A 20,037-nucleotide genomic window follows, 5' to 3' on the forward strand; every position below is an offset into this window, starting at 1 on the left:
TTCTATATTTTACAGCCGCTACTTACAGCGGCTACTAAAGCGCCGCTAGCAGCCGTCAGGCAGGCATAGACGGCAAGCAGTCGTTGTTCGTTGCTCTTAAACGACTTCCCCGCGCCCCGGGCAGTCGGTCGGCAAATCCAACCGTTGCATCAAGCCGCGCGCGTCGAATGGTGCGTGCACCTTCATGTCGTTGTCGAAGTAGCAGTACACGTCGCGCGTTGCGCGCTTGAGTGCACGCGCGCCAACGCGCGCAGCTTCGTCCGGTTCGCCGCCGCTTGCCCAGGCGGCAATGCGCGCTGCCTAGCGATCCAGCGCGCGGTCGCTGTAGCCGCTGGCATACAGCTGGGCATCGCCGTGCAGGCGCAGATAGACAAAATCGGCGCTGACGTCCTCCACATACGGGAACTTGCCGGCAGTATCGGCCACCACCACCGCCACCTTGTGACGGCGCAGCAAGCGCATGCAGGCCGGGTCGCAAAAACTGTCGTGGCGGATTTCCAACGCATGCCACAGCGGCCGCTTGCGCTAGATCGCAAGCGCACTGCGCCCGTGCATCAGGGCGGTATCGCGTTTGCGCGCCAGCATCAATGCAGCTTCGCTGTCGCGTGGCAGGCTGCTCAGGAATGCGTCCAGCAGTTTGGTATCGAAGCGCAGCGTCGGTGGCAATTGCCACAGGATTGGGCCGAGCTTGGGCCCCAGACTCAGTAAGCCGGATGCAAAGAAATTGGCTAGTGCCTGTTCGCAATCGCGCAGGCGTTTCATATGGGTGATGAAGCGCGGGCCCTTGACCGAAAACACGAAGTCGTTCGGCGTTTCGTCGTGCCAGTGTTGGAAGCTTTGCGGACGCTGCAGTTAGTAGAACGAGCCATTGATTTCCACACTCGGAAAGCAACGCGCCGCGTACTCAAGCTCGCGGCGCTGGGCCAGGCCGGTGGGATAGAACGTGCCGCGCCAGCGCGCATAGCGCCACCCGGAAATGCCGATGCGAATAACCATGGCGCCAGCATTTCGCGTGCGACGTGGAAGAGGTGTTTAGCCGCGCTGGACCGTGCACACTTTAGATTGGCTGACAAAACGCCTGCGCGCACCGCCACGAGGGCGCGGCCGGTGCTCGGAATCGGCATGTCCCCCTCGTACACGCGCTGCGGTTACTCAGCGCCGTCCGCACCCACCTGGCGATTGCTCGTCAGGTTTTGTTAGCCACTGCTGGAAGGCTGCTGCGCTTGCATCCACGGCGGCGAAAGCGCCTGGATCCGCGCAAACGCCGGGCAGTCGGTATGGTGCGCGCCGGGCAGGTAGCCCAGGCTCATCAGGAATTCGCCGGTGATTTCGCCGCCAGTGAAGCGGAAGGTCTTCCTAAACAGCTTGATCCAGTCCGGCTTGTCGAGCGGATGGTGCGCGTCCAGCCATTGCGCAAAGCTGCCATGCGAGCTGCGTAGGCTCTGGATGACCTGAGCGTTGTGGATCGCCGCCAAGACTTTCAATCGGTTGCGGATGATGCCGGCGTTGCCCATCAGCCGGGCGAGGTCGGTTTCGCCGTAAGCTGCCACCGTGTCCACATCGAAACCGTCGTAGGCGCGTTGGAAGTTGCTGCGTTTACGCAGGATGGTTTCCCAGCTCAGTCCTGCCTGATTGATCTCCAGCACCAGCCGCTCGAGCAGCTCGCGCTCGTCGCGTTGCGGGAAACCGTATTCGTGGTCGTGGTAGTGGCCGTGGACCGGATGGCCTGGCGCGATGCTGCAATAGCCACTCATGGGATTGCCTTTGGTCGGTATGCGGCGTTGGTGGGCACGACGTCGAAGCAGGTTGTTCCGGACGCCCGCACGGCCGGCCAGCTGCGCGTTGGAAAGTTCGCCGCGCGCCGGCGCAATCCATCGCGTGCGGCATGCGGCAGTGTCGTTCCCCCCCAACCTGAACGCGCAGGACCGGCGTGGCAGCGGTACAGCGGCGGGGCAATCGATCGGCAACTTCTGCTGGCCATTGGCGCCAGCAAGTGTCGTGTATGGCAGCTGCTCTGCGCGCGGCGGAGCGAACGGCTAGAATACGCCCATGTCCGTTTTGCCCACGCCTCTGGCCAACCAATTGCTGATCGCGCTTCCGGCGCTGTCCGACCCCAACTTTTCGCGCAGCGTCGCGCTGATCTGTCAGCACGACGAAAACGGCGCGATGGGAGTGCTGGTCAACCGGCCCTCCGAATACACCCTGGGCGAGGTGCTGTCGCAGATGGGCATCGACACCGCCGACGAGCATCTGCGCGAGCAGATCGTGCTCAGTGGCGGGCCGGTGCACCCGGAGCGCGGCTTCGTGATCCACGACGATGCGCGCGAGTGGGATTCCAGTCTGGAAGTGGGGCAGGGCGTCTATCTGACCACCTCGCGCGACATTCTTGAGGCCATGGCGGCTGGCGAAGGCCCGCACAACACGCTGGTGGCGCTGGGCTGCGCCGGCTGGGGCGCGGGGCAGCTGGAGTTCGAACTAGGCGAGAACAGTTGGCTCACTGCGCCGTCGGATGCCAACGTCTTGTTCGCTACCGCGCTGGCAGACCGCTGGCAGACCGCTGCCGGGCGCATCGGCGTGGACCTGTTTCGGCTGACGGATTATTCCGGGCATGCCTGAGACGGGCGCGATCCGCCTGGATGGCACGGTGCTGGGCTTCGACGTGGGGTCGCGCCGTATTGGTGTGGCCGTTGGCACTGCGCTGGGCGTCGGCGCGCGCGCGGTTGCCGTCATCGATGTGCATGCCAGCGGCCCCGACTGGGTCGCGCTGGACCGGGTGCATAAGCAATGGCGCCCCAACGGTCTGGTGGTCGGCGACCCCCTGACCCTGGATGACAAAGACCAACCCGCACGCAAGCGTGCGCATGCATTTGCACGCGAACTGCGTGAGCGCTATGCACTGCCCGTGGTGTTGATCGACGAGCGCTCCAGTTCCGTCGAAGCTGCGCAGCGTTTCGCGCGCGAGCGCGCCGATGGCCGCAAGCGCCGCCGCGATGCCGAAGCGCTGGACGCGATGGCAGCTGCGGTGATCGTCGAACGCTGGTTAGCCGCGCCCGACCAAGCCACTTTTCTTCCTTAACTCCCGACCTGCGATGACCACCATGCAACTCGATTCGGACGGACGCCTGCGCCACCTGCTCACCCTGGAAGGACTGCCGCGCGCCACGCTGCTGCAGCTGCTCGATCGTGCCGGCCAGATCCGCGACGCGGCAGTGGGGCGCGTCGGCAAGCGCAGCGTGCTGGCCGGCACTGCGGTGTGCACGCTGTTCTTTGAACCGTCCACACGCACGCGCAGCTCGTTTCATCTCGCCGCGCAGCGGCTGGGCGCGGACGTACTCAATTTCGATGCGTCCACGTCATCGACCCGCAAAGGCGAGACCGCGCGCGACACCTTGAAGAATCTCGAGGCGATGGGCGTGCGTGGCTTTGTGGTGCGCCATCCCGACGACGGCGCGGTAGAAGCGCTGGCCGAGGCCGCAGGCGAGGGTACCGCGCTGATCAATGCCGGCGACGGACGCAGCGCGCATCCCACCCAGGGCCTGCTCGACATGCTCACCCTGCGCCAGGCCAAGGGCACCGATTTTTCCAAGCTCAAGGTGTTGATCGTCGGCGACGTGAAGCACTCGCGTGTTGCACGCTCGGACCTGCATGCATTGCGCACGCTGGGCGCCGGCGAGATCCGTGTCTGCGGCCCGGGCAGCCTGCTGCCCGACGACGACATGCTGGACGGCTGCGTGGTCGGCCAGGATTTCGACGCGATGCTCGAAGGCGTCGACGCACTGATGATGCTGCGCCTGCAGCGCGAGCGCATGGAAGAAGGCCTTGTGCCTTCGCTGGAGCACTACCACGCCGAATACGGGCTCACCCGCGAGCGCCTGGCGCGTGCCGGCCGTGATGCAGCGGTGCTACACCCAGGCCCGATCAACCGCGGCGTTGAAATCACCGACGAAGTCGCCGATGGCGCGCAATCGTGCGTGTTGCGACAGGTCGCCAACGGCGTCGCCGTGCGCATGGCGGTGCTGGAAACCCTGCTCGGCTAAGCGAGCCCAGCAACACGACTGCGTGCACAACCGCGTACACAGGAAGTGGCGCGGTCGTTCTCCGAGCAATGTGTTTCGCACGCACACAGAAGAATCCTTGCTTAGCGAAATCCGCGGATGGTCTGCTTTTACGATTCCCGATTCCCGATTCCCGGCACCACGCCGTAACAAGCGCCCGCCTATCGTGGTTGTCCCTTTCATCGCAGGAGACCGCTATGGGTATTTCACGTCACGCCACCGCGCATTGGGAAGGCGACCTCAAGACCGGCAAGGGCCAGCTCAATACGCCGCAAAGCGGGCTGCTGGACAACACCCGCTATGCCTTCAGCAGCCGCTTCGGTGACGAGAAGGGCACCAATCCGGAAGAGCTTATTGCTGCTGCGCATGCCGGCTGCTTCACTATGGCGCTGTCTGCGCAGTTGACCGAAGCAGGTTTTCCGCCGATCTCGCTGGACACGCGCGCCGACGTGGATCTGTCGATGGAAGGTGGCCCGCAGCTGTCGCAGATCCGGCTCAAGCTCAAGGCCGTGGTGCCGGGTATCGACGAAGCCAGGTTCCGCGAACTGGCCGATACCGCCAAGAAGAATTGCCCGGTGTCCAAGGCACTGAGCGCGGTGCCGATGAGCCTGGAAACCGAATTTTCCAGCTAACGCTGACAAGGCTAAAGCGCGCCGGTGCAACATGCCGGCGCGCGCAGCTGGCGGCAACCTGAATAGGGCTTTGCGCGGATGGTCTGGTTCAGGGCGGTTTCACTGGCGCAAGCCGAGCATCTGCAACGTGTCCTCCCTATGAAGCTGCCGCAATGAAAACTCTCGTGCTTGGTGCTCTGGTGATCGGTCTGGTCGTGGCAGGCAATGCAACGGCACAGCGCTATGACAGCGGCTACCGCGACAACGGTCGTGGCAGCTATGAGGAGGGTCGTTACGAATATGCGCGCGTGGTGCGCGTTGAACCGATCATCGTGTCTGACTCCTACAACGAGCGCACCAGCGAACGTTGCTACAACCGTCCAGCCGACGGTTACTACACCAGCAACGACGGCGATTACCGCGATGGCGGCAATTACGGCCAGCCGGGCGTGTCTAATCGCGGTGTGGCCAGCGTGATCGGCGGTATCGCCGGTGCGGTGCTCGGCAGCCAGGTTGGCGGCGGCAATGGCCGTCTGGTCGGCACTGCAGTCGGCACTATGGCCGGCGTGGCGGCAGGTCGCTCGATCTACCAAGCCAATAATCGCAATTATCAGGGCAATGTTAGGGTGTGCGAGCCGGTGTCTTACCGCCGCGAACGCGACCGTGTCGCTGGCTATGATGTGACCTACGAATATGCGGGCCGCGTTTATCACACGCGTAGCGACTACAACCCGGGCGACCGCATCCGCGTGCGCGTGGATGTGAATCCTGACTGATCGTTGCGATGTCGCGTGTGGCTTTGGTCAAGCGATCGAGATCAGGTTGTTGAATGAAGAAAACGCTGCGGGCGACCGCAGCGTTTTTTGTTTCTCACGCGGAGGAATTCATGCGCAGCAGTGCTGTATTTGTATCGCTGCGATCTCGATCAATGCGATGTGCTGCGCTGGATCCAAAGCGTTTGAATCACTGGTGCATCGACAGTGGCGCTTGATCGAGCAGCACAGGCAGCGCGCGCATCGCTGCGTTTGAGGCCCTGCAATCGGGTGTCGTCAGACCGCGGAATCAGGTTCGATTACGCCCAATCCAGCGTCCCACGAATCACCGTCTGCACCTGGCCGCCTGACCACACGTCGCCGTCGGCATCGATACACAGTTCCAGCAAGGCGTCGAAACCGATTTCGCGGCCCTGACTGACCACGTAGCGTCGCTCCTTGCCAGGCAATGCGTGACGGCTGTCCAGCCACGCGGCGAGCACCGCATTGGCCGCGCCGGAGGCGGCATCTTCGAAGCGCCGACCATTGCCGACAAAAGCGCGCACCGCCAGATCGTAGGCACCCGGCGCTGCGGCGCGTGCGTAGGCGAACACGCCCATGCTGCCGGTGGATTCGGCCAGCGCAGCGACCGCTTCCCAATTCGGCTGCAGGTTGCGCAGTGCCGCTTCGCTGGCCAGTTCCACCACCCACCAGGTGCGGCCTCCGTCCATCAGTGCCGGTTGCAGGCTGCCGAGCGGCCAGCCGTGCAACGCATCGCTCAGGCGCGGGTCGTCGGCGTCCACTTGCTCGGCCACGCGCGCGCGCGGCGTGCGGATGGCGATGCTGCGGTGGCCGTCGATCTGCTCCACGCGCAGCGGCAACTGGCCGGCGATGCCGTCCTGTATCAGCACGCCCTCGTTCGGCGCGGCCAGCCCGGCGTCGAGTACCGCATGTGCCGTGCCCACGCTCGGGTGGCCAGCGAATGGCACTTCTTTTTGCGGCGAAAACATCCGTAGCCGATAACTGCTGTGCACATCTGGCGCCGGAAACACAAAGGTAGTTTCCGGCAGCTTGGTCCAACGTGCAATGGACTGCATCGCGGTATCGTCTAGATCGGCGGCGTCCAGCACCACCGCCAGCGGATTGCCGCTGCCGGGGCGGGCGGAGAACACATCCAGTTGCAGGAAGCGGCGGGTGGTCATGGCGGCGGTTCCGCGATCAGGGCGGGGCAGCTTACCAATCGATACGGCCCTCGATCACTTGCCTCGTCATTCCGCCAATCCAGACGTCGGCTTCGGCATCCACCTCCACGTGGACGCGACCATCGCGCCCGACCTCGCGGCCCTGGTTGGCGACGTAGCGCGAATCGTTGCCCGGCAATCGGCCTTCGCTGTGCAAACGTTCGGCAATGCAGGCGTTGTCTCGACGTGCCACAGGCCACTTCGCACTCGCTCCAAAGTGCATGACACGCTCTAGTGGATTGCCGTTGCCGTATCTGCCGTCGAAGACATCCAGTTGCAGATAACGGTGCTTGCTCATGGTGAGTGAATCTGGATCGCAAGAAGGCGCGGCGATGGTCGCAGCGCAAATCGATGTGGCGATGGTGGCGGCCACCGGCGCGCTGTGATCGCACGCGGGGTCAGGCGAGCGGCATTGGCAGTAGAATCGCAGGCCCCGCCCGGCATACCGGGTATCTTCCCCCTCATCCTAAACGCCTATCTCCATGTCAGCTCCCCACTCTACCGATCGTTGGATCGTCCTCAAGTTCGGCGGCACCTCGGTGTCGCGTCGTCATCGCTGGGACACGATTGGAAAACTGGCGAGTAAACGGGCCGAGGACACCGGTGGCCGCGTGCTGGTGGTGGTGTCTGCATTGTCGGGCGTGACCAACGAACTCACCGCGATCGCCGACGGCGCCGCTGACAGCGCCCAGCGCGTGGCCGCGCTGGAGCAGCGTCATCGCGAGTTCCTGGCCGAGCTGGAACTGGATGCCGATGCCGTGCTTGGTGAGCGACTTGCCGCATTGCATGCATTGTTGGGCGATGCGCGCGCGACAACGTGCACGCTGGATTGGCAGGCCGAAGTATTGGGGCAGGGCGAGCTGTTGTCCTCGGCCATCGGTGCGGCTTATCTGCACGCCAATGGCCTGGATATGGGCTGGCTGGACGCGCGCCAGTGGCTGTCTGCGTTGCCGCCGCAGCCCAATCAGAGCGAATGGTCCAAGCGGTTGTCGGTGTCCTGCCAGTGGCAGTGCGACGCCGGCTGGCGCACGCGCTTCGATGCGCAGCCCACACGGCTGCTGATCACGCAAGGTTTCATTTCGCGGCATGCCGATGGTGGCACCGCAATTCTGGGGCGTGGCGGTTCGGACACCTCGGCGGCGTATTTCGGTGCGCTGCTTGGCGCCAGTCGTGTGGAAATCTGGACCGACGTGCCCGGCATGTTCAGCGCCAATCCCAAAGAAGTGCCGGACGCGCGCTTGCTGACCCGCCTAGACTATTACGAAGCACAGGAGATCGCCACCACCGGCGCCAAGGTGTTGCATCCGCGCTCGATCAAACCATGCCGCGATTCCGGCGTGCCGATGGCGGTTCTGGACACCGAGCGCCCCGACTTGCCGGGCACCAGCATCGACGGCAATGCCGAGCCGGTGCTGGGCGTCAAGGCGATCAGCCGCCGCAACGGCATCGTGCTGGTGTCGATGGAAGGTATCGGCATGTGGCAGCAGGTCGGCTTCCTTGCCGATGTGTTCGCCCTGTTCAAGAAGCACGGCTTGTCGGTGGACCTGATCGGTTCGGCCGAGACCAATGTCACCGTGTCGCTGGATCCGTCCGAGAATCTGGTCAACACCGACGTGCTGGCGGCGTTGTCGGCCGATCTGTCGCAGATCTGCAAGGTCAAGATCATCGTTCCCTGCGCGGCAGTCACGCTGGTCGGGCGCGGCATGCGCTCGCTGCTGCACAAGCTCTCCAATGTGTGGGCTACGTTCGGGCAGGAACGCGTGCACATGATTTCGCAGTCGTCCAACGACTTGAATCTGACCTTCGTCATCGACGAATCCGATGCCGATGGTTTGCTGCCGATTCTGCACGCCGACCTGATCGACAGCGGTGCGATGCCGGTCAGCGAAGGCGAGGTGTTCGGCCCGCGTTGGCGGCAGATTATCGGCTCGGTGCGCCCGCGGCCCACACCGTGGTGGCATGCCGAGCGGGCGCATCTGCTGTCGCTATCCCAGGCCGGTACGCCGCGCTACGTGTATCACCTGCCAACCGTGCGTGCGCGTGCGCATGCCTTGGCGCAGATTGCCGCGGTGGATCAGCGTTACTACGCGATCAAGGCCAATGCGCACCCGGCCATATTGATGGCGCTGGAACAGGCAGGTTTCGGCCTGGAATGCGTCTCGCACGGCGAGTTGCGGCGGGTGTTCCAGACGCTGCCCGAGCTGTCACCGCGGCGTGTGCTGTTCACGCCGAGCTTTGCGCCCAGGGCCGAATACGAAGCTGCATTTGCGCTGGGCGTGACTGTCACTGTGGACAACGTCGAAGCGCTGCGTCGCTGGCCTGAGGTGTTCCGCGGCCGCAATGTGTGGCTGCGCATCGATCTTGGTCACGGAGATGGGCACCACGAGAAGGTCAATACCGGCGGCAAGGCGTCCAAGTTCGGGTTGTCGTCCACGCGGGTGAATGAGTTCGTCGAGCTGGCGCGCACGCTCGAAGTCACCATCACCGGTGTGCACGCGCACCTGGGCAGTGGCGTGGAGACCGGCGAGCACTGGCGGATGATGTACGACGAGCTGGCCGGTTTTGCGCGTCGTATCGGCACGGTGGAGACCATCGACATCGGTGGCGGCTTGCCGATTCCGTATAGCGCCGCCGACGAGCCGTTCGATCTGGATGTCTGGGCCAAGGGCCTGGCCGAGGTCAAGGCTGTGCATCCGGGATACCGTCTGGCGATCGAGCCGGGCCGTTATCTGGTGGCCGAGGCCGGCGTGTTGCTGGCGCAGGTCACCCAGGTGATCGAAAAGGATGGCGTGCAGCGTGTCGGTCTGGATGCCGGCATGAACACCTTGATCCGCCCGGCGCTGTACGACGCCTGGCACGACATCGAAAACCTCAGCCAGCTCGACGCGCCTGCCGATGGCGCGTTCGATATCGTCGGGCCGATCTGCGAGTCGTCGGATGTGTTCGGCAAGCGCCGTCGGTTGCCTGCCGCCACCGCGCCGGGCGATGTCATGCTGATCGCCGACACCGGCGCCTATGGCTATTCGATGGTCAGCACTTATAACCAGCGCGCATTGCCGCGCGAAGAGGTGATCGATGCGCCCGCAAGCTGAGTTCGTTGCGCTCAGCACGCTGGCCGGCGGTGGTGCGATGACATTGGCCACCGCCATTGACCAGTTAAACCTGCGTATGCCGTGGACCGACAGCTTCAAGTGGGCGCTGCCGGCGTTGGTTGCCGCCGGCAGCGGAGCTTGGTTGGCCGGATGCTGGCAGCGTCGCCGCGATGCACGGATACCTGCACGCAGTAGTGGTGGCATGGCGGTGCGCACGGTGCTGTTGAGTGCGCTGAGTTATGTGCCGGTGGTGGCGCTGTATGTGGCGCTTGCCTTCGCTGTATCGGGCGATGTGCAGGCCGGCAACAGCGATTTTCTGTTGTTGGCGGTGCTGTTCGGTTGCCTGCCGCTGCTGTGGGCGGCAGTGCCGTTTTCCATGATTGAATATGTCCTGTGCCGACGTTATCTGCGTCGCTTACGTGTTCTTGCAGGTAGTCCATGAGCGCTTTCGACAAACACCAGGTGTCCACCTTCCGTTTCGTGCGTTGCGCACTCGACGCGCAGACCGGCGTGGCGACGCTGGTGTATGCCTTCGGTCAAGGGCCGGAGCTGGTCGAGACCGTCGCGGTGCCAGGCGCACCGTTCCAACTGGACGGCCCGCATGCGGCTGCTGTGCAGCAGGCGTTGCGCTTGCTGCATCTCATCGCAGGTGTCAGTTACTTCAAGGCCGCAGTGCCGCCGAACATCCAGATCGACGATTACGCCATCGATGCGGAGACCGCTGCGCTGGTGGAAAACGTCTACCTGCATGGCCTGGGTGAGTTCGCCTATCGCAATGGCTTGAACCTGCACGGCAAGATCAACTTTCCTGTCGCTGCACAGCCGGCTGGCGCCGCACCGGTACTGGGTCTGCGCGAGCATGCGTTGGTCGCGATCGGTGGCGGCAAGGATTCGCTAGTGAGTATCGAAGTCTTGCGTCATGCCGGCGTGGATCAGACCGTCAGCTGGATCGGCGGCTCGCAGCTGATCCGCGCTTGCGCCGAGCGCACCGGTCTACCGGTGCTCACTATCGGCCGCGTGCTGGCGCCGGAATTGTTCGAACTCAATCGCCAGGGCGCGTGGAATGGACATATCCCGGTCACTGCGGTGAACTCGGCCATTCTGGTGTTGGCCGCATTGCTCAATGGCGTGGACCAGGTGGTGTTTTCCAACGAACGTTCGGCCAGTTACGGCAGCCAGATTCCCGGCACCGGCGAGGTCAATCACCAGTGGTCCAAGGGCTGGGCATTCGAGCAGACCTTCGGTGACTACGTGCAGCGGCATGTGGCGGCCGATCTGCGTTATTACTCGTTGCTGCGGCCGTTGTCGGAGCTGGCAGTGGCGCGGCAGTTCGCCAGGACCGATCGCTACGACGGGCATTTTTCCAGCTGCAATCGCAACTTCCACATCATGGGCGAACGCCCGGTGCATCGCTGGTGTGGCGTCTGCCCTAAGTGTCATTTCGTGTTCCTGGCGCTGGCGCCGTTCATGCCGAAGACGCGTTTGGTCAATATCTTCGGCCGCAATCTGCTCGACGATGCGGCGCAAGCCGGCGGCTACGATGCGCTGCTGGAATTCCAGGACCACAAGCCATTCGAATGCGTCGGCGAAGGTCGCGAATCGCGCGCTGCGATGGCGGTGCTGGCCAGCCGCGCCGAATGGAAGGAAGACGCATTGGTGAAGCGCTTTGTCCGCGACATCCAGCCGCAGCTTGACCGGCAGGAGCTACAGCTGGAGCCGTTGATGGCCATCGATGGCGGCGAGCACCGTATTCCATCGGCGCTGTGGGAGCGCGTGCGTGCGAATTTCGCAGTTTGAAGGCAAGGCGGTTGCGTTATGGGGTTGGGGGCGCGAAGGACGCGCGGCGTATCGCGCGCTACGCGCCTTGTTGCCCACGCAAGCGCTGACGATCTTCTGCAATGCCGAAGAAGCGCGCGAGCTCGATGCGCTGGCCGACGTCGCGTTGCATGTAGAAACCGAGGCTGGCGCGCAGGCGCTGGGCCGGTTCGAGATCGTGGTGAAGTCGCCCGGCATCAGCCCGTATCGCAATGAGGTGCAAACCGCCAACGCCGAGCACGGCACGCAGTTCATCGGTGGCACCGCGTTGTGGTTTGCCGAGCGCGCGGGACCAGACGGTAGCGTGCCTGGCGCTATCTGCGTCACCGGCACCAAGGGCAAGAGCACCACCACCGCGTTGCTAGCGCATCTGTTGCGTGCGGCCGGACATCGCACTGCATTGGTCGGCAATATCGGCCAACCGTTGCTGGAGGTGCTGGCGCCGCAACCGCCGCCGACGTATTGGGCGATCGAGTTGTCCAGCTATCAAACCGGTGAAGTAGGGCGCAGTGGCGCGCGTCCCGAATTGGCGGTGGTGTTGAACCTGTTTCCCGAGCACCTGGACTGGCATGGCGACGAGGCGCGCTACGTGCGCGACAAACTGTCGTTGGTCACCGAGGGCCGCCCGCGTATGGCCTTGCTCAATGCTGCCGATGCGCATCTGACGCAGCTGCAGTTGCCGGACAGCGAGGTGCGTTGGTTCAACCATCCCGATGGCTGGCACTTGCGTGGCGATGTGGTGTATCGCGGCGAGCAGGCCGTGTTCGATACTGCCAACGTGCCGCTGCCGGGCGAACACAATCGCCGCAATCTGTGCGCGGTGCTGGCGGCGGTGGAAGCGCTGGGCCTGGATGCGGCTGCGCTGGCACCGGCTGCGCTGAGCTTCCGCCCATTGCCGAACCGCCTGCAACTGCTCGGCAGCGTGGACGGCATCAGCTACGTCAACGATTCGATCAGCACCACGCCACATGCCTCATTGGCGGCGCTTGCCTGCTTCGCGCAGCGTCGTGTTGCCTTGCTGGTTGGCGGACATGATCGTGGGCTGGACTGGCACGATTTTGCCGAGCACATGGCGCAACAGGCCCCGCTGGAAATCGTCACCATGGGAGCCAACGGGCCACGCATTCATGCGCTGCTGGCCCCGTTGGCCGAAGCCGGTCGTTTCGGTCTGCATGCCGGCACCGATCTGGAACACGCAATGCGGCTGGCGCGTGAGGCGCTGGGCGAGCAGGGCGGTGTGGTGTTGCTGTCGCCGGGTGCGCCCAGCTTTGGCGTCTACAGCGATTACGTTGCACGCGGCCGACATTTCGCCCAACTGGCCGGATTCGATCCTGCGGCGATCAGCGCGATTCCCGGTTTGGGCGTGCAGTAGCTCTGCACCGATCCACTGCCACTTGGCGTGCATTCGATTTGAGTTCCGGCGGTTGTGCCCTGACGCACAAAACGCCATCGCGATCTGCCCGCTGTCACCCACGACGACCCGCCTTGCACGGCAGCAGCGCCTACACTCGCTGTACCTTCCCGGGAGCAAGCACATGCACAAGCAATGCACATGGTGTGGCGCTGGATTGGTTGGTCTTTTGGCGTCGTTGGCATTTCCCGCGGCGGCGGCGATGCAGACCAAACCGCTGGAATGGAAAATCGGCAAGGACACTTTCAGCGGCGTGCTGGTGTACGACGATGCCGGCGATGGCAAGCGTCCGGGCCTGGTGATGGTGCCCAACTGGCGCGGCGTCAACGGCTCGGCGGTGACCAAGGCCAAGCAACTTGCTGGCGACGACTATGTGGTGCTGGTGGCCGACGTGTATGGCAAGGGCATCCGGCCCAAGGACGATACCGAGGCCGGGGTGCAGGCCAAGAAGCTGCGTGACGACCGGTCCACGTTGCAGGCGCGTGCGCTCAAGGCGGTGGATGTGCTCAAGGTGCAGTCCGGCAAGGCGCCGCTGGACGCAACACGCATCGGTGCGGTGGGCTTCTGCTTCGGCGGCACCACGGTGCTGGAGCTGGTACGTGCGGGCGCGCAGCTGGCCGGTGTGGTCAGTCTGCACGGTGGCATCGCGACAACCAGTCCGGCGGCTGCCGGCTCGGCCAAGACGCCGCTGCTGGTGCTCAACGGTGCCGACGACAAGAGCGTGACCAAGGCGGACATCGCCGCATTCGAAACCGAGATGGATGCAGCTGGTGCAGATTGGCAGTTCGTCAACTTCAGCGGTGCGGTGCATTGCTTCGCCGAGGCCGATGCCAACAGCCCGCCGGGCTGCCTGTACAACCCACGCGCGGCGAAACGTGCGTATCGCATGCTGGGCGATTTCTTCGACGAACGTTTCGGCGATTGATGTAGCGGCTAAGAGCGGCGAATAAATGTTGCGAGCGGTTGCCGGGTCGGTGCGGACGAAGTGGACGAACGCGGTGTACCAGCGGTGCATGCCGATACCGCACAGGCTGCGCCTGCCCGGCGGACGCGCACTAGTTTGTTATTCGCTCCAAGGTCGCAACCGAGGCAGGCAACACCTGCCGTTTGAATCAATGCGTCCGTTCCACTGCATAACGCGCCAAACCGCGCAGCGCGGCAACCGCGGGGCCGGGCTGCAAGTCCTCCAACGCCTGTTCGGCGGCGGCGGCATATTCAGCAGCACGTTGACGGCTGTAGTCCAATCCGCCAGTAGCGTGAATCGCCGCCAACACCTCGGGCATTGCGCCTGCATCGCCTTGTTCGACGATCTGCCGCAGGCGCTGGCGCGTGGTCGCATCCGAGTGTGCCATGGCGTGGATCAGCGGCAGCGTGGCCTTGCCTTCGGCCAGATCGTCGCCCAGGTTCTTGCCCAGGTCGGATGCCTCGGCGGCGTAGTCGAGCACGTCGTCGGCAATCTGGAAGGCGAAGCCCAACTGCATTCCGTAATCGTACAGACGCTGCTGCATATCGGCATCCGCGCCCGAGGCCAGCGCGCCCAGGCGTGTGCCGGCAGCAAACAGCACCGCCGTCTTGCGCTCGATCACGCGCAGATAGGCGGCTTCATCGGTGTCGGGGTTGTGCACGTGCAACAGCTGCAGCACCTCGCCCTCGGCGATACGGTTGGTGGTGTCTGCCAGGATCTGCATGACTTCCATGCGATCGAGCTCGACCATCAACTGGAAGCTGCGCGAGTACAGAAAGTCGCCGACCAGCACGCTGGGCGCATTGCCCCATAGCGCATTGGCGGTGCTGCGCCCGCGGCGCAGGTCCGACTCGTCCACCACGTCGTCGTGCAGTAGCGTGGAGGTGTGGATGAACTCGATGATCGCCGCCAGCTGATGGTGCTTCGGGCCGGAGCCTCCAGCGGCGCGGCCGGCCAGCATGACCAGCATCGGACGCAGGCGTTTGCCACCGGCGGAGATGATGTGATCGGCAATCTGGTTGATTAGCACGACGTCCGAGGCCAGGCGGCAGCGGATCAGCGCGTCGACCGCTGCCATGTCAGGCGCGGCGAGCGACTGGATCTGGGGCAGGCCCGGGACGGTGGGGAGGTCTTCGGCGATGGTCATGCGCAGGAGTTCGTGATGTGCGTCGATTATAGGTGTCTGGGCCAGATCCGTCCCGTCGAGGCTGTTTCAGACCTTCACATCGGCCCAAACCCCTGCGGCGATTGATGCAGGGGTCAGTGCGAGCGCGCAGATTCCGAGCTGCCAGCGCGGCATTCCCCGGCCCATTGGCGCGGCGACCCGCCGGTACCGGGGGCGGGCAGGTACGGTAATATCGGCCCCCAAGACATTCACCGCCGCGCCCCATTGGCGCCGGCGCACCATCTCGGAAGCATCTATGGCCCGCGGCATCAACAAAGTCATCCTCGTCGGTAACCTCGGCAACGATCCCGACACCAAGTACACCCAGGCCGGCATGGCGATTACCCGCGTCAGTCTGGCTACCAGCAGCATGCGCAAGGACCGCGAGGGCAACAACCAGGAGCGCACCGAGTGGCACCGCGTGGTGTTCTTCGGAAAGCTGGGCGAGATCGCCGGTGAGTACCTGCGCAAGGGTTCGCAGGTGTATGTCGAAGGCGAGCTGCGCTACGACAAGTACACCGGCCAGGATGGCGTGGAAAAGTACAGCACCGACATCGTCGCCAACGAGATGCAGATGCTCGGCGGCCGTGGTGAAGGCGGCGGCATGGGCGGCGATCGCCCGCAGCGCTCGCAGGCCCCGCGCCAGCAGCAGGGCGGCGGTGGCGGCGGTCAGGGTGGCGGTCAGGATTACGCCCCGCCTCGTCAGCAGCCGGCCCAGCAGCAATCGGCACCGCCGATGGACGATTTTGCCGACGATGACATCCCCTTCTGAGCGAGGTCCAGTCGCTGCCTCATCCATGAAGGCCCGCATTGCGCGGGCCTTCTGCGTTGTGGCCACGGTCGCTTTGACGCAAGCCGGGTGTTCCGAAAATTCCAGCGCGCAGAGGTCAACCTGGCAGCACAACGGCGCCGATAACTTTGCCAGCGCTACGCCGACGTACGATCCCGGCCGTTCTGCTTGGCGCGATACAGCGCCGAATCGGCGTCGTGCACGAAGGCGTCGGGTGTGAGTGGAGCGTCGCCCGGTTCGAAGGTGGCTGCTCCAACGCTGACGGTGACGTGCGCGCAGGTTGGGCTGGACAGGTGCGTCAGGCCGAGTTCGGCGACAGCGCTGCGGACCGCATCGGCCAATCGCAATGCGCCGGCAGCGTCGGTCTGCGGCAGGATCATGCCGAACTCTTCGCCGCCATAACGTGCGGCGACGTCCTGGCTGCGTCGCGAGCAGCCGGCAATCGCGCGGGCGACCAGCCGCAGGCAGGCATCGCCATTCACATGACCATAGGTGTCGTTGTAGAGCTTGAAGTGGTCGACATCGATCATCAGCACCGACAACGGCGCCTGCAGGCGCACCGCGTCCTGCAATGCGCGCGATAGGCGATGGTCGAATGCGCGCCGGTTGGCGATGCCGGTCAACGCATCCACCCAGGCTTCGGTGCTGAGCCTGGCTTCGTTGCGATGCATGCGGCGCAATTGCAGGTCCAGCCAAATGCCAACCCCCAGTAGCAGCGCAAAGCCGAGTGTGGCGATCACAATCCGCTGGCCTGCGGATTGCCGCCAGTTGGCCAATGCATCGTCCACCGAGACGCCGGTCAGCACGGTCAACGGATATGGCCGCGCCGGTGCGAAACTGGAGATGCGCTCCACACCGTCGATCGGCGACCGATACGTTGCGGTGCCATGTTTGCGCGCGCGGATGGTGACGTAGATCAAGGTGCCTGCGATCGAAGTACCTATCACGCCCGGCTTGTCGGGCCGGCGCACTAGCACGATGCCATCGTCGTTAGTCATGCCAATCGTGCCGTTCGGGCCAATCTCGAAGGTGCTGTAGTAGTTCTGGAAATACTTCAGTGGCAGGGTGACCAGCACCACACCGGCAAAGTCGCCGCTGGGTGTGTTGAGTCGGCGGCTCAGCGTGAGTACCCAACTGCCGTCGGAGCGGCTTTGCACCGGTGGGCCGACCAGCGACATGGCATCGGGATGGTCGCGGTGATACTTGAAGTAAGCGCGGTCGGCGTTGTTATGGATTCTAGGGATACTGTACAGCGATGAGCTCACCCAGCTGCCATCCGCAGCACAGATGAAGATGCCATGCAGCCGATCCGAGCGCCGTGCTTCGCGCACCAGAAAATCGTGCATCGCAGATCGTGCAGTTATCGAAGCCTGATCGTGTTCGACGCGCGACACCAGCCCGGACAGCACCGCCTCGGCGATCGCCATGGTATCGCTGGCATGTTGCGCCAGCGAATTGGCAAGATTCAACGACTGCGCTTCGGCAGTGCGCAGTGCGGTCGCGCGTTCTTCGTGGATGGACCAATATTCCGAACCCAGCAATAGCATCCACGAGATGGTCAACACGAAATGCAATGCGATGCGTTGTGCACGTTGCTGCCATCGCTTGGTTGTTGATGTCACTGTGGCTACCTGTCCGGACACCAAGGCGATGCAACCGCTGTGCCAGCGTACGCGTTGACTCGAGCGCGGCTGCGTGCATTTGAAAGACACAGTTCTGATCTGTGATTCGCGCCTCATGTAGTGAGCAACAGTCCGCTTCCACGCATGATTGCAGGCGTTGTCCGTTCTGCTTGGGTCCGATTCGTACAGCACCAAACGTCATCCATCGCTGCGCGCGATGCAAGCCGGCTCGACTGCAACCTCATCACGTTGCGCGTGTTACCCCGAACATTGACTTGAAGTCAGTGAGGTATCCATGCGCACCATTGGTTTGCGTCATCCCGCAGGAATCGCGTCACTGCGATCTGTTGACTTACCTGATCCAGAACAGCGTGCACATGGTCAGATCCGCGTGCGCTTGCATGCGAGCTCGCATGATTTTCATGACTTAGGGATCGTGCTGGGTCAGATGCCGGCTGCGCACAGACATATTCCGATGTCAGACGGTGTCGGCGTAGTCGAAGCGGTCGGGCCGCAGGTCAGTGAGCGCCTGGAGCAGGGCGGGCGTGTAGTGGAGGAAACCGACATCACCGATATCGGGACCGGCTCCTACACCATCATTGCGCAGACCGCTGCGGAGATAATGGGGGTGCCGTCGAACTGGGTGCACGTGCGGTTGGGCGGTGCCAGCGTCAATCACGACCTGGCAGGTTACGAAGTGCCGGTGCATGCGGATATCCCGCATCAGGAAGTGATGTTCCTGGAAGAAAGCGACCCACCGTCATCGCCGATGAAGGCCAAGGGCGTAGGCGAGCTCGGCATCTTCGCTGTGGCTGCGGTGATCGCCAATGCGGGCTTCAACGCCACCGGCGTGCGCGCAGGCGATTACCCGGTCACGCTCGACAAGCTGCGTGCGCACCTGCCCGAGTTGCGGTGCGCGTGAGTGCAGCCGTGGCCCCGGTCACGCATGCCAAGCCGGCCCAGCCGGCGTGGCCGGCATGGCCGAGCTACGCACTGCACGATGATCTGCTGCCGACGCTGACAGCCTGGTATCGGGCTGGGCAGCGTGTAGCGATTGCCACGTTGATCGACACTCAGGGCTCGTCACCGCGCCCCCTGGGCAGCGAGATGGCGATCAGCGCAGACGGCCGGGTTGCCGGTTACGTGTCCGGCGGTTGCGTGGAGGCAGCGGTGGCGCATCACGCTATGGCAGCACTGGGCGATGGTCGGTCGCGCCGGCTGGATTACGGCGAGGGCAGCGAAGTGCTGGACATCCAACTCAGCTGCGGCGGCCGTATCGGCGTGCTGGTGTGGCTGGTGCCGGATCTGGGCGAGCATCTTGCATGTTGGCGCAACGCGCGCCAACGCCATCGGGCGTTTCATGTGGCGCTGAATCGCGATTCCGGCGCGGTGCGTTATCCGACCACTGCGCAGGACGCGCGTCCCGGTGAATTCTTGCGCACGCATCGTCCACCTTTGCGACTGGTGCTGGTCGGCGCCGATCCTGCGCTGCTGGCGTTGGTCTCATTGGCCAGCCAGATGGGCATCGAGGTGCGCGTGCTGCGACCGCATGGGCCCAGTGAACCACCGCCGCGACTGGCTCCGGAGCATTACGACCGTCGCGGGTTGAGCCAGGCATTGAAGGATGTGCATCTGGATGCAGACACCGCGCTTTACAGCCTGGCGCATGATGGCGATATCGATCTGCAGGTCGCATGTCGCGGGCTAGCGTCCAACGTTGCCTGCATCGGCATCCTGGGCAGCCGATGCAAGCGCGAAGGTTGTCTACAAACGCTGCGTGCACTCGGACACGACGATGCCGCGCTTGCGCGCTTGCGACTTCCCGCCGGCTGGCGCATGGGGCGCTCGTCGCCGCACACCATCGCACTTGGCATCATTGCCGAGGCGACACAGGCGGTGGCGGACACGCAGTCTGTTGCGGTGGATGGGTAAGACCTCAGCACTTGGCGTGCTATGCCACCTCGCAGATCGTCGTGACCCGCAGCACCGCCCAGACGTTGCCTGTCTGTTGTCCAGCGCAATGCAGTAGCTGCGAGCGTTGAAGCATTCGTTTGAATCAATCATTTGAAGCAGTCGTGACGCTGCGCGATTTCCGATTATCAGCAACTCCAATTCCAGTCAGGCGGATATGTCTGTGGGATGTATAGGAGGCAGCGAGATACAGATTCACTGCTGAGCTGCCGAGGCGTCTTCGACGCACGGCGTCACGCTGCCTGCTGCGGATATTGAACCAACGCCGTGCCTGGCCGAACTGACGCAGCACTTGCCAAACACGGAAATATGGCCGAAAGCGCGACTTGCGCACGGACAGCGCGGCCACGCGCAACACGCAGTCACCTCGCACGCACAGTCGGCTCTTTACGCTGAGCTCGTTTTCATTACGCATGACGTCGTCATGACCATTCTTTTCGATCGCTACGACGACGCACATTGCGACACGATGCCTCGTCGGCTTTTCGCAACATCAGATCGCGCGCGCAATGCACACCTGGCAGCTTTTGACGCTTTATCAATACCGC

Annotated in this window: 18 protein-coding genes, 1 other RNA gene and 2 pseudogenes; 14 read left to right on the forward strand and 7 right to left on the reverse strand. The window is 63.8% G+C overall.

The genetic code is table 11. The features are described from left to right. Window positions 1–96: 96 nt before the first annotated feature. Window positions 97–996, reverse strand: a pseudogene (locus PD885_RS06100) (DUF72 domain-containing protein). 126 nt (window positions 997–1,122) lie between these two features. Here PD885_RS06100 and PD885_RS06105 point away from each other — a divergent pair. Continuing rightward, a non-coding RNA gene (locus PD885_RS06105) (sX9 sRNA) lies at window positions 1,123–1,202 on the forward strand. Here the strand turns inward: PD885_RS06105 and PD885_RS06110 are convergent. Further along, window positions 1,197–1,754 (reverse strand): DNA-3-methyladenine glycosylase I, encoded by a 558-nt coding sequence (locus tag PD885_RS06110; protein WP_002802055.1) that lies wholly within the window; start codon window positions 1,752–1,754, stop codon window positions 1,197–1,199. The two genes, PD885_RS06105 and PD885_RS06110, sit on opposite strands and share 6 nt — an antisense overlap. 295 nt (window positions 1,755–2,049) lie before the next feature. Here PD885_RS06110 and PD885_RS06115 point away from each other — a divergent pair, with 295 nt between their 5' ends. The 5 genes from PD885_RS06115 (at window position 2,050) to PD885_RS06135 (ending at window position 5,442) form a co-directional block, all read left to right on the forward strand. Then, window positions 2,050–2,616, forward strand: coding sequence for a YqgE/AlgH family protein (locus PD885_RS06115; protein WP_002802054.1), 567 nt, complete (start codon window positions 2,050–2,052; stop codon window positions 2,614–2,616). Then, window positions 2,609–3,076 (forward strand): Holliday junction resolvase RuvX, encoded by a 468-nt coding sequence (gene ruvX / locus PD885_RS06120; RefSeq protein ID WP_088056710.1) that lies wholly within the window; start codon window positions 2,609–2,611, stop codon window positions 3,074–3,076. The genes PD885_RS06115 and ruvX overlap by 8 nt, the downstream gene beginning before the upstream one ends. 13 nt (window positions 3,077–3,089) lie before the next feature. Continuing rightward, entirely contained in the window at window positions 3,090–4,037 is a 948-nt protein-coding gene (locus PD885_RS06125) for an aspartate carbamoyltransferase catalytic subunit (RefSeq protein ID WP_002802051.1), read from the forward strand. Between the two features lie 215 nt (window positions 4,038–4,252). After that, window positions 4,253–4,687, forward strand: a complete 435-nt coding sequence (locus tag PD885_RS06130; protein ID WP_002802050.1) for an OsmC family protein — start codon at window positions 4,253–4,255, stop codon at window positions 4,685–4,687. Between the two features lie 152 nt (window positions 4,688–4,839). Continuing rightward, window positions 4,840–5,442, forward strand: a complete 603-nt coding sequence (locus PD885_RS06135) for a glycine zipper 2TM domain-containing protein (RefSeq protein WP_040761906.1) — start codon at window positions 4,840–4,842, stop codon at window positions 5,440–5,442. A gap of 296 nt (window positions 5,443–5,738) precedes the next feature. On the opposite strand, the gene PD885_RS06140 is transcribed toward PD885_RS06135, so the two are convergent. Then, complete coding sequence (locus tag PD885_RS06140; RefSeq protein WP_002802045.1) at window positions 5,739–6,620, reverse strand: PhzF family phenazine biosynthesis protein; 882 nt, start codon at window positions 6,618–6,620, stop codon at window positions 5,739–5,741. A gap of 31 nt (window positions 6,621–6,651) precedes the next feature. Further along, a pseudogene (locus PD885_RS06145) lies at window positions 6,652–6,855 on the reverse strand (PhzF family phenazine biosynthesis protein); the annotation flags it as partial. Between the two features lie 286 nt (window positions 6,856–7,141). Between PD885_RS06145 and PD885_RS06150 the strand changes: the two are divergent. From PD885_RS06150 to PD885_RS06170, 5 genes are all read left to right on the forward strand, one after another. After that, window positions 7,142–9,751, forward strand: coding sequence for a bifunctional aspartate kinase/diaminopimelate decarboxylase (locus PD885_RS06150; protein WP_002802039.1), 2,610 nt, complete (start codon window positions 7,142–7,144; stop codon window positions 9,749–9,751). Continuing rightward, a complete protein-coding gene (locus PD885_RS06155) occupies window positions 9,735–10,193 on the forward strand; it encodes a hypothetical protein (RefSeq protein WP_002802037.1) in 459 nt (152 codons plus the stop codon). The genes PD885_RS06150 and PD885_RS06155 overlap by 17 nt, the downstream gene beginning before the upstream one ends. Further along, the gene (gene murL / locus PD885_RS06160) at window positions 10,190–11,548 is read left to right on the forward strand and encodes a UDP-N-acetyl-alpha-D-muramoyl-L-alanyl-L-glutamate epimerase (RefSeq protein WP_002802034.1); all 1,359 of its coding nucleotides are present in this window, start codon (window positions 10,190–10,192) and stop codon (window positions 11,546–11,548) included. Before PD885_RS06155 ends, murL begins: the two co-directional genes overlap by 4 nt. Further along, complete coding sequence (murD, locus tag PD885_RS06165) at window positions 11,529–12,938, forward strand: UDP-N-acetylmuramoyl-L-alanine--D-glutamate ligase (RefSeq protein WP_002802032.1); 1,410 nt, start codon at window positions 11,529–11,531, stop codon at window positions 12,936–12,938. Before murL ends, murD begins: the two co-directional genes overlap by 20 nt. Window positions 12,939–13,101: 163 nt before the next feature. Continuing rightward, window positions 13,102–13,902 carry a dienelactone hydrolase family protein gene (locus tag PD885_RS06170; protein ID WP_040761902.1) on the forward strand — a complete coding sequence of 267 codons (801 nt, stop codon included), beginning with the start codon at window positions 13,102–13,104 and terminating at the stop codon, window positions 13,900–13,902. Window positions 13,903–14,089: 187 nt separating this feature from the next. Here PD885_RS06170 and PD885_RS06175 read toward each other — a convergent pair whose 3' ends face one another. After that, window positions 14,090–15,088: a polyprenyl synthetase family protein gene (locus PD885_RS06175; RefSeq protein ID WP_002802028.1), complete on the reverse strand. Its 999-nt coding sequence runs from the start codon at window positions 15,086–15,088 to the stop codon at window positions 14,090–14,092. 274 nt (window positions 15,089–15,362) lie between these two features. On the opposite strand from PD885_RS06175, the gene PD885_RS06185 reads away from it, so the two are divergent. After that, the gene (locus PD885_RS06185) at window positions 15,363–15,878 is read left to right on the forward strand and encodes a single-stranded DNA-binding protein (protein WP_002802020.1); all 516 of its coding nucleotides are present in this window, start codon (window positions 15,363–15,365) and stop codon (window positions 15,876–15,878) included. Window positions 15,879–16,033: 155 nt separating this feature from the next. Here the strand turns inward: PD885_RS06185 and PD885_RS06190 are convergent, their stop codons facing one another. Then, a complete protein-coding gene (locus tag PD885_RS06190; protein WP_386271035.1) occupies window positions 16,034–17,443 on the reverse strand; it encodes a sensor domain-containing diguanylate cyclase in 1,410 nt (469 codons plus the stop codon). 370 nt (window positions 17,444–17,813) lie between these two features. Between PD885_RS06190 and PD885_RS22660 the strand changes: the two genes are divergently transcribed. Both PD885_RS22660 and PD885_RS06200 read left to right on the forward strand, forming a co-directional pair. After that, window positions 17,814–18,440 (forward strand): alcohol dehydrogenase catalytic domain-containing protein, encoded by a 627-nt coding sequence (locus tag PD885_RS22660; RefSeq protein WP_002802018.1) that lies wholly within the window; start codon window positions 17,814–17,816, stop codon window positions 18,438–18,440. Next, a complete protein-coding gene (locus tag PD885_RS06200) occupies window positions 18,437–19,450 on the forward strand; it encodes an XdhC family protein (protein WP_040761920.1) in 1,014 nt (337 codons plus the stop codon). Before PD885_RS22660 ends, PD885_RS06200 begins: the two co-directional genes overlap by 4 nt. Before the next feature lie 124 nt (window positions 19,451–19,574). On the opposite strand, the gene PD885_RS20535 is transcribed toward PD885_RS06200, so the two are convergent. Then, the gene (locus PD885_RS20535; protein ID WP_145954069.1) at window positions 19,575–19,949 is read right to left on the reverse strand and encodes a hypothetical protein; all 375 of its coding nucleotides are present in this window, start codon (window positions 19,947–19,949) and stop codon (window positions 19,575–19,577) included. Window positions 19,950–20,037: the final 88 nt, after the last annotated feature.

Source organism: Xanthomonas fragariae (genome assembly GCF_900183975.1).
Lineage (GTDB): Bacteria > Pseudomonadota > Gammaproteobacteria > Xanthomonadales > Xanthomonadaceae > Xanthomonas > Xanthomonas fragariae.